This window comes from Nocardioides speluncae (assembly GCF_003121585.1).
Classification (GTDB): domain Bacteria; phylum Actinomycetota; class Actinomycetes; order Propionibacteriales; family Nocardioidaceae; genus Nocardioides; species Nocardioides speluncae.
Map to the genome: position 1 here is coordinate 39,499 of NZ_QEOO01000035.1, position 8,000 is coordinate 47,498.

An 8,000-nucleotide genomic window follows, 5' to 3' on the forward strand; every position below is an offset into this window, starting at 1 on the left:
TTCCCCTGTGCGGAGGCCCGGTGGATGGCCGCTCCGGCGATAATTCGCCGGAGCGACCTGGCGCGTACATTGACAAGCCGCGAAGTGCGGGTCAACGAGAAGTTGCTGTCCAAATCCGGCATGGCCGGAAATGGTCACCCGCTCAGCGGGTGACCGGGGTCACATCGTCCTGGATGGCTGGGGTCCCCCTGGGTCAGTCTCTGGATGGTCTCTTGTATGGCGATGCCCGGGAACGACGACGGGGCGGCCGCCACCAGAAGGTGACGACCGCCCCGCTCTGCTGTGCTGGCGGGCGCTACGGAGTGAGCGTCCAGGTGTCGATCTTGCCGGTGTCCTGGGAGGCGTTGTCGTTGACGCGGAGCTTCCAGGTTCCGTTGGCGGCCTCGGAGGAGAGGTTCACCGTGTAGGTGGTGTTGATGTTGTCGGCGCTGCCGCCGGAGCGGTTGTGCAGCACGTAGACGGTGCCGTCGGGTGCGACCAGGTCGACCTTCAGGTCACCGATGTAGGTGTGCTGAATGTTGACCGCGACCTTGGCCGTGGCCGAGGCGTTGCCGGTGCAGCCGGCGATCGTGACCGACGACTCGACCGTGGCGTTGTCGGCGATGGCGACGTCGGTGCCGTTGGTCTGCGCGGCGCAGGTCCCGCCACCGCCGCCGGTGTAGCTGCCGGTCAGCGAGAGCCCGCTGTACGCCGAGTAGCCCTGCACCAGGACGTGGTAGGTCCCGGCCTGTGCCGTGGCGATGTTGCAGGTCTCGGCGTTCGACGAGGTCCAGCTGCGGCAGTCGTACGACGACGTGGTCGGCGCCGAGCCGAACTTCACGTACAGGTCGGCGTCACCGGTCCCGCCGGTTGTGACGAACTTCAGGTTCGTCGCGCCCGCCGGCACCTGCAGCGTGTACGCCGTGCCGGAGCCTGCCGCACCCGACAGCCCGGTCTTGGCGACGCCGTTCTGCAGCTCGCCGCCGCCGCCACCGCCGCCGGTTCCGATCGTCCACGTGAACGTGGTCGAGCCGGTGACGTTGGTGGAGTCCTTGGCCGTCGCCGTCACGTTGAACGTGCCGGCCGCGCTCGGCGTACCGGAGATCAGACCGGTGGTGGCGTTGATCGACAGGCCGGTCGGTAGGCCGGTCGCCGACCAGGTCAGCGCGCCGCCACCCGAGGACGAGCCGGTCAGCTGCAGGCTCGCAGCGGTGCCGACCGTGCCGGTCTTGTTGCCCGGGTTGGTGACGGTGACGGTGTTGCCCGAGGTGGAGCAGGTCGGGTCGCCGGTCTGCGCCGGGACAGACACCGCGGTCCAGGCGGCCTTGACCGCGTTGAACTCGGTGCAGGAGCCCGGGTAGAGGTTCTTGGCCGCCTGCAGCGTCCAGGTGCGGTACTTCAGGTAGTTGCTGCTGGTGGTCTTCAGCAGCATGGCGTTGTAGAAGATCTTTCCGGCCTTCTGGATGCCGATGCCCGCGTGGCCGGTCGAGCCGTCACAGGTGGGGCTGGCCGGCTTGCCGGCGGGGGCGTTGCCCTCGGCGAGCAGGTAGAACCAGTGGTTGCCCGGACCGGCCGCCGCGTGCACCCCGGTGGTCGGGATCGACGACGAGTAGCAGTTCGGGTCGCCCTTCAGCGACGGGTTGTACATGTTGCGGATCGGGCCATCTCCGACCAGGTCGACCTCTTCGCCGACGGTGTAGTCGGGCTCGTCGTACGCCGTCGACTGGTTGGCGTAGTGCTCGGTCAGCGCGCCGAAGACGTCGGCGACGAACTCGCTGCTCTGGCCGCCGGAGTGGCCGCCCGGGGTGTTCTGGTCGATGCCGTGGCCGTACTCGTGCGCCACCACATCCAGGTTGCTCAGGCTCTTGTTGTTGGCCTGGTTGTGGCCGATCTCGACCTTCTCGGTGCCGTTGCAGTAGCCGGGCTCGCTGAGGCCGGGCGGGCAGTAGAAGGCGTTGACCTCGTTGCGACCCAGGTGGGCCGGCCAGGCGGCCGGCGTCGAGCCGCCCTTCATCGAGGTGCCGCCGAGCCAGTTGACGAGCATGTCCTGCTGGGTCTGGACCGCGAACAGCAGGTCGACGCAGCCGGTCTCGTTGTTGTAGGCGCCGTTGCCCCACGAGTCGTCGGGGCCGGTGATCAGGGTGCCGAGGCCGGCGCTGTTCGCCGAGTTGCGGCAGTCCAGGCCCGAGATGTTCGGGTCCTTCATGCTGTACGACGAGCTCGAGACCTGGGTGGTGTCGATGCTCAGCGGGCCCGGGCCGTTGAAGAAGCTGTCGCCGGTGCCGAAGTGGACCCTGATCCGCTCGCCGAGAACCTTGCCGGTCTTGGCGTCGATGTAGACGTCCTTGATCTCACGGTCGCCGTCCTCGTGCAGGCCGTTGACCCGGACCTCCCAGGCCAGCGCCGGCTTGCCGAGTGCGTAGACGACCTTCGACGGCTGCCCGGTGCGGGTGACCTTGTCGACGGTGGACCGCGCGGCACGGGTGGCGGCCGCCGGCTTGAGCGCCGGCGTGGTCGAAAGGGCACCGATCTTCCGGGTCTGGGCGACCGAGAGCCCGACGATCTGGCCCTTCTTGTTGCTCGCGACCACGAAGTCGCCGCCGAACACGGGCAGGCCCTTGAAGGTGCGCTCGTACGACGCGTACTTCAGGCCGCGGGCGCCGGACATCACCGGCTGGGCGAGCTTGAAGGACTCGCCCTTGCTGATCTTCAGCTGCGGCGCCTGGCTCTTGATCAGGTTGCGGCCCGAGTCCTGTGCGGCCGCGACGGCGGTGACCGGACTGGTCTTGGCGGTGGTGCCAGCCTCAGCACTGAGCGGCAGCGCGCCCAGTGTGGCCATGGTGAGCCCGGCAGCAGCCAAGCCTCCGAGTAGTTTTCTGTTCACGCACACTCCCTCAAGGTGTGAGCACGTCATGCCGTGCTCAGCGGCGGCATCCGTCCCCCTGGGAGGCCTGGTGGAATGGCCGCTCCGGCGATACTTCGCCGGAGCGACCTGGCGCGTACTTTTATCCGCGTTCGGGCGCAGGTCAACGAGAAGTTGCTGTCAGAATCCGGCATTGCCGGATAGCGTCAACGCGCTGAGCGTGTGACGCCGTTCACACTGTGAAGAGACCTGGGGTTGCGCTCTTGCCGAGCGGGCTACTCGACCGTGACCGACTTCGCGAGGTTCCGCGATGTCGTGTCGGAGGTGGCGTGCTGCGGCCTCATCCACAGGCGGGCACGCTCTGCTAGCGGCCAGATCCGTCGGTGGGCCACCATAGAGTGAAGGGCAGCGAGGTGATGAGATGACAGACGAGCTCCGCGTGACACTGGACGGCGCGCACGGCGAGATCAGTGCCAAGGCGTTCCATCGCACGCTCGGAGGAACGCTTGAGCTTGTCAAGGCGGCCGGCGATGCGCTGGGGACCTCGGCGGGCCAGTGGACAGTCGCCGAACTCCGGGTCGGCTCGGCCACAGTCGTCATCGCCAACCCAGCGGCACTGGGCGTCACCACCCTTATTGCAAGCGGACTCGAAAGCCTCGCGAACTCCCCTGCTGTTCCAACACGATGGACCCAGGACATGGTCCAGCGAGTTCGTACCATCGGTCGGGTGGTCGGCTCCCACGGCGTGCGTGGCATCTCAGTCGGCCCGGCCGACTCCACCCTCCTACCGGTGGACTCTGCGGTGACGACCAACGCAGAGGCAGCACTTGCCGCGAAGGAGGTCGCTCTGGGCCGGGTCACCGGCAAGGTAGACATCTGGAAGGAACGCAAGGGGCGGGAAGTCGGCCTCACGCTCGACGATGGGTCGACGATGGCTGCGTTGTACCCAGCGCATCTCGCGGAGCGAGTTCGTCATGAGGCAGTCGGCGAGCGGGTTGAGCTCTGGGGCGAGATCGAGCGCAACGGCGCGGGCCAGCGTCTTCGCATCCGCATCGACGACTTCACAGTCGTGCCTGCAACCATCCCAACTCCGGTCTCGACCATCGTCGGCCTCTACGCCGACCTCGGCGCGCAGGGCGTCACTGTCGAGGACTTTCTGAGGGAGCGTGAGTGACCTCGCCACCTCGGGTCTACCTCGACACGTCCGTCTACGTGGCTGCCATGCTGGCCCCGGAGGCTGTGCATTCCGAGGTCTGCGTTTCCACGCTAGAACAGGCGGAACGCGGAGAGATTGAGGTACTGATCTCTGCCTTGGTCATCGCGGAGGTCGTTGGTGCGCCGCCAGTCAGGGCACCTCAGGGCCTACCTCGCTCCGTGGCGTTAGATCGTATGCCGAAGGCCGTCAGCTTCTTTGCAGCGTCGTCGTTTGTCTACATCGAGGTTGGCCGCAGAGAGGGCCTCCGGGCGGCCGAGATCGCGAGAGACCACGACATGAAGGGAGCCGATGCCCTTCATGTCGCTATCGCCGAACTCTCCGGATGCAAGGCCCTCTACTCGCTGGACAACGACCAACTGAAGGTCACTGACCAGATCGACGGCCTCAAAATCCAGCGCCCGGAGGGGTCGGATCAGCCCACCCTGCCATTCGCATAGGGTGGGTCACTCCACCGTCACCGACTTCGCGAGGTTGCGCGGCTTGTCGATGTCGTGGCCGAGGTGCCGCGCCGCGTGGTAGGCGAGCAGCTGCAGGGGGATGGTCAGCAGGATCGGGTCGAGCTCCGGCTCGTTGGCGGGTACGTCGATCCGCACCGCGTCCAGCTCCCCGAAGTCGACGCCTTCATGGGTGACCGCGAGCAGCGGGCCGCGGCGGGCGGCGATCTCGTGCATGGCGGCGACGTTGCGGTCGGCGAGCTCGTCGTTCGGCACGATCGCGATCGTCGGGACCTCGTCGCTGATCAGCGCCAGCGGGCCATGCTTGAGCTCCGAGGTCTGGTAGGCCTCGGCGTGTCGGTAGCTGATCTCCTTGAACTTCTGCGCGCCCTCCCGGGCCACCGGGAAGCCACGCACCCGGCCGATGAAGAACAGGCTCTCGGCGCCGGCGAGCCCGATGGCGATCTCGGACAGCTCATCCTCCTTGGCCAGGATCTCCTCGATCTGGCCGGGCAGCGCGTTGAGGCCGGCGATCAGCCGCTTGCCGTCGGCGATGGACAGGTCGCGCACCCGGCCCAGCTGGAGGGCGAGCAGCGCGAAGCCGAGGAACATGTTGGTCAGCGCCTTGGTGCTGGCCACCGCCACCTCGGGGCCGGCGTGCAGGTAGATGCCGCCGTCGCACTCGCGCGCGATCGCGCTGCCGACCACGTTGATCAGGCCCACGCAGCGGCCGCCCTTGCGCTGGATCTCCTGGACGGCGAGCAGGGTGTCGATGGTCTCGCCGGACTGGCTGACCGCGACGTACAGGGTGTCCGGCTCGATGATCGGGTTGCGGTAGCGGAACTCGCTGGCCGCCTCCGCGTCCGCGGGGATCCGGGCCAGCTCCTCGATCAGCGAGGCGCCCATCTGGCCGACGTAGTACGCCGAGCCGCAGCCGAGGATCTTGACCCGCTTGATCGCCCGGGTCTCGCGGGCGCCCATGTTGAGGCCGCCCAGGTGCGCCGTACCGAAGCGCTCGTCGAGCCTTCCGCGGAGGACGCGCGCCGCCACGGTGGGCTGCTCCAGCATCTCCTTGTGCATGAACGAGTCGTGCTCGCCCGCGTCGTACGCCGCCGGGTCGATGTCGACAGTGGTCGCCGCCTTGTGGGTGCTGCTGCGGTCGGCGGTGAAGGTGGTGAAGCCGGCGGCGGTGATGGTGGCCATCTCGCCGTCGTCGAGGTGGGCGACGGTGGTGGTGTAGCGGACCAGCGCGGCCAGGTCGGAGGCGACGTGCATCTCCTTCTCGCCGACGCCGATGATCAGCGGGCTGCCGTTGCGGGCGACCACGATCCGGTCCGGGAAGTCGGCGTGCATCACCGCGACGCCGTACGTGCCCTCGATCCGGCCGAGCGCGTCGATCAGCTTGCCCTCGAGGGTGTCCTGTTCGCTGCCGGCGACCAGGTGCGCGATCACCTCGGTGTCGGTGTCGCTGGCCAGGTCGAGGCCGTCGTCGGTGAGCTGCTGCCGGAGCGCGGCGGCGTTGTCGATGATGCCGTTGTGGACGACGGCCACCAGGCCCTTGGCGTCGGTGTGCGGGTGCGCGTTGACGTCGTTGGCCGGGCCGTGGGTGGCCCAGCGGGTGTGGCCGATGCCGGTCCTGCCCTGGAACCGCTTGGGCAGGGTCCCGCCCAGGTCACGCACCCGGCCCTTCTGCTTGGCGATCTTGATTCCGCTGGTCCCGAGCACGGCCACGCCGGCCGAGTCGTAGCCCCTGTGCTCCAGCCGGGTCAGCCCCTCCAGCACCAGCGGTGCCGCCTGCTGCCCTCCGACGTACCCCACGATCCCGCACATGTCCCGCTCCCCTTTATCCGTAGATGATGCGCCGTAACTGCCGCTCGCTCAGCACCGGCGGAGCGACCACCCGGTCGGCCAGCTCCTCGGCGATCCGGGCGAAGATCTCGTCGTTCTTCGCGCCGTACGTCTTCAGCTGCGCGTGCCGGCGCCGTACGAACTCCTCCACGCTCTCGGCATGGAAGGCGACGACGTCCTCGATCAGCCGGACTGCCTCCTGCGCGGTCAGGCCGGTGCTCGCGACGACGCGCTCGACCAGTGCAGGATCAACAGCCACGCGATCGAGGATGGGCCTCTTGCAACCCGAACCGCAACTTCCTGCCCGGAATCGGGCAGGAACCGCCCGAACTACCTAGCCGAGATAGTCACTTTGAGGATGCGGCCAGAGGCTTCGGTGACGAAGACGTGCTTGGCGGGGTCGGCGGGCGCATGTTGGCAAGGTACGGCAGGCTGGGCCCATGTCGTTCCCAGTTAAGCCGGCACAGCCGGCCTACCCACCCACGCTGTACGACGGTCCCGGCGAGAAGTCCGCGACCATCCGCCGTACCGACAGCCGGGCCGACCTCAGCTACAGCAACGGCGGCCGAGTCGACTACCTCGCCACGGGGGACCAGACCGGAGGTGCATCGGGGGTCGGCTTCGGCCTCTACCGCTGGACGTTCGGCGAAGGCGTCTCCGGGCCGGGCCCGCACTTCCACAAGACGATCTCGGAGTCGTTCTACATCCTCAGCGGCACGGTCAAGATCTACGACGGCAACGACTGGGTGGACACGCACGCCGGCGACTTCGCGCATGTGCCGCCGGGCGGCATCCACGGGTTCAAGCACGAGGAGGAGGCGCCGGCGTCGATGCTGCTGATGTTCACGCCGGGCGCGCCGCGCGAGGCCTACTTCGAGGGGCTGCCGAAGCTCGCCGGGCTCAACCTGACCGATGAGGAGAAGGACGCCTTCTACCTCGCACACGACAACTACTGGCTGTGATGCCGATGACCGGACTCGACGACGTACTCCCGCCGCGGCCGTACCCAGCGGCGATCTACACCGGTTCGACCGGCGAGGCGACCGCCACCATCCGCCGCGCTTCGACGCCGCCCGAGGTCGTCTACCCGAGCGGCAACTCGTGCGAGTACCTCGCGCGCGGCGAGGACACCGGCGGCCACTTCGGGCTGCTGAAGTGGAACTTCGGCGGCGCTCCCGGCCAGTCCGAGCCCCACCTGCACCGGACCTTCTCGGAGTCCTTCTTCCTGCTGTCCGGGTCGATCCAGTTCTTCGACGGCACGTCGTGGAGCGACGCCGCGCCCGGCGACTTCGTCCACGTCCCGCCCGGCGGCGTCCACGGCTACCAGAACGTCTCCGGCGCCCCCGCCTCGATGCTGGTGCTGTTCACCCCCGGCGCCCCCCGCGAGGCCTACTTCGAGTCGCTCCGAGCGATGGCCGAGGGCTCCCTGGCCCTGACCGACGACGAGAAGGCGTCGTTCTTCATCGCCCACGACAACGTCTTCGTCTGAGCGGGTTTCCCCGTCCGTTCCTGTCCCAGCCCGCTGGATGTTTCCGACGGGGAGGGACGGTTTCACTAGGTACCTAGGGCGAGTTCGGGCGGTCAACGCAACAAGAGGTCTTGGATGGCCTCTGAGGGGCGAGCGTAGTCGAGGCGTTTGCGGGGCCTGTCGTTGAGTTCG

At 68.0% G+C, this 8,000-nt stretch carries 7 protein-coding genes; 4 read left to right on the top strand and 3 right to left on the bottom strand.

Annotation, left to right across the window (positions count from 1 at the left end; all coding sequences use genetic code 11):
* Positions 1–295: 295 nt before the first annotated feature.
* Positions 296–2,863 (bottom strand): M4 family metallopeptidase, encoded by a 2,568-nt coding sequence (locus tag DDV73_RS29505; RefSeq protein ID WP_161962447.1) that lies wholly within the window; start codon positions 2,861–2,863, stop codon positions 296–298.
* A gap of 400 nt (positions 2,864–3,263) precedes the next feature.
* Here DDV73_RS29505 and DDV73_RS17870 point away from each other — a divergent pair, with 400 nt between their 5' ends.
* On the top strand, positions 3,264–4,016 hold the full coding sequence (locus DDV73_RS17870) for a hypothetical protein (RefSeq protein ID WP_109508618.1): 753 nt from the start codon (positions 3,264–3,266) through the stop codon (positions 4,014–4,016).
* Positions 4,013–4,495 carry a type II toxin-antitoxin system VapC family toxin gene (locus DDV73_RS17875; RefSeq protein WP_109508619.1) on the top strand — a complete coding sequence of 161 codons (483 nt, stop codon included), beginning with the start codon at positions 4,013–4,015 and terminating at the stop codon, positions 4,493–4,495. Before DDV73_RS17870 ends, DDV73_RS17875 begins: the two co-directional genes overlap by 4 nt.
* Before the next feature lie 6 nt (positions 4,496–4,501).
* Here the strand turns inward: DDV73_RS17875 and glmS are convergent, their stop codons facing one another.
* Both glmS and DDV73_RS17885 read right to left on the bottom strand, forming a co-directional pair.
* On the bottom strand, positions 4,502–6,322 hold the full coding sequence (gene glmS / locus DDV73_RS17880) for a glutamine--fructose-6-phosphate transaminase (isomerizing) (RefSeq protein ID WP_109508620.1): 1,821 nt from the start codon (positions 6,320–6,322) through the stop codon (positions 4,502–4,504).
* A gap of 13 nt (positions 6,323–6,335) precedes the next feature.
* Positions 6,336–6,599, bottom strand: a complete 264-nt coding sequence (locus tag DDV73_RS17885) for a hypothetical protein (RefSeq protein ID WP_240617345.1) — start codon at positions 6,597–6,599, stop codon at positions 6,336–6,338.
* A 181-nt stretch (positions 6,600–6,780) separates the two neighbouring features.
* Between DDV73_RS17885 and DDV73_RS17890 the strand changes: the two genes are divergently transcribed.
* Together DDV73_RS17890 and DDV73_RS17895 are read left to right on the top strand one after the other, a co-directional pair.
* Positions 6,781–7,302, top strand: a complete 522-nt coding sequence (locus tag DDV73_RS17890; RefSeq protein WP_109508622.1) for a cupin domain-containing protein — start codon at positions 6,781–6,783, stop codon at positions 7,300–7,302.
* 5 nt (positions 7,303–7,307) lie between these two features.
* Positions 7,308–7,829 carry a cupin domain-containing protein gene (locus tag DDV73_RS17895; RefSeq protein WP_109508629.1) on the top strand — a complete coding sequence of 174 codons (522 nt, stop codon included), beginning with the start codon at positions 7,308–7,310 and terminating at the stop codon, positions 7,827–7,829.
* Positions 7,830–8,000: the final 171 nt, after the last annotated feature.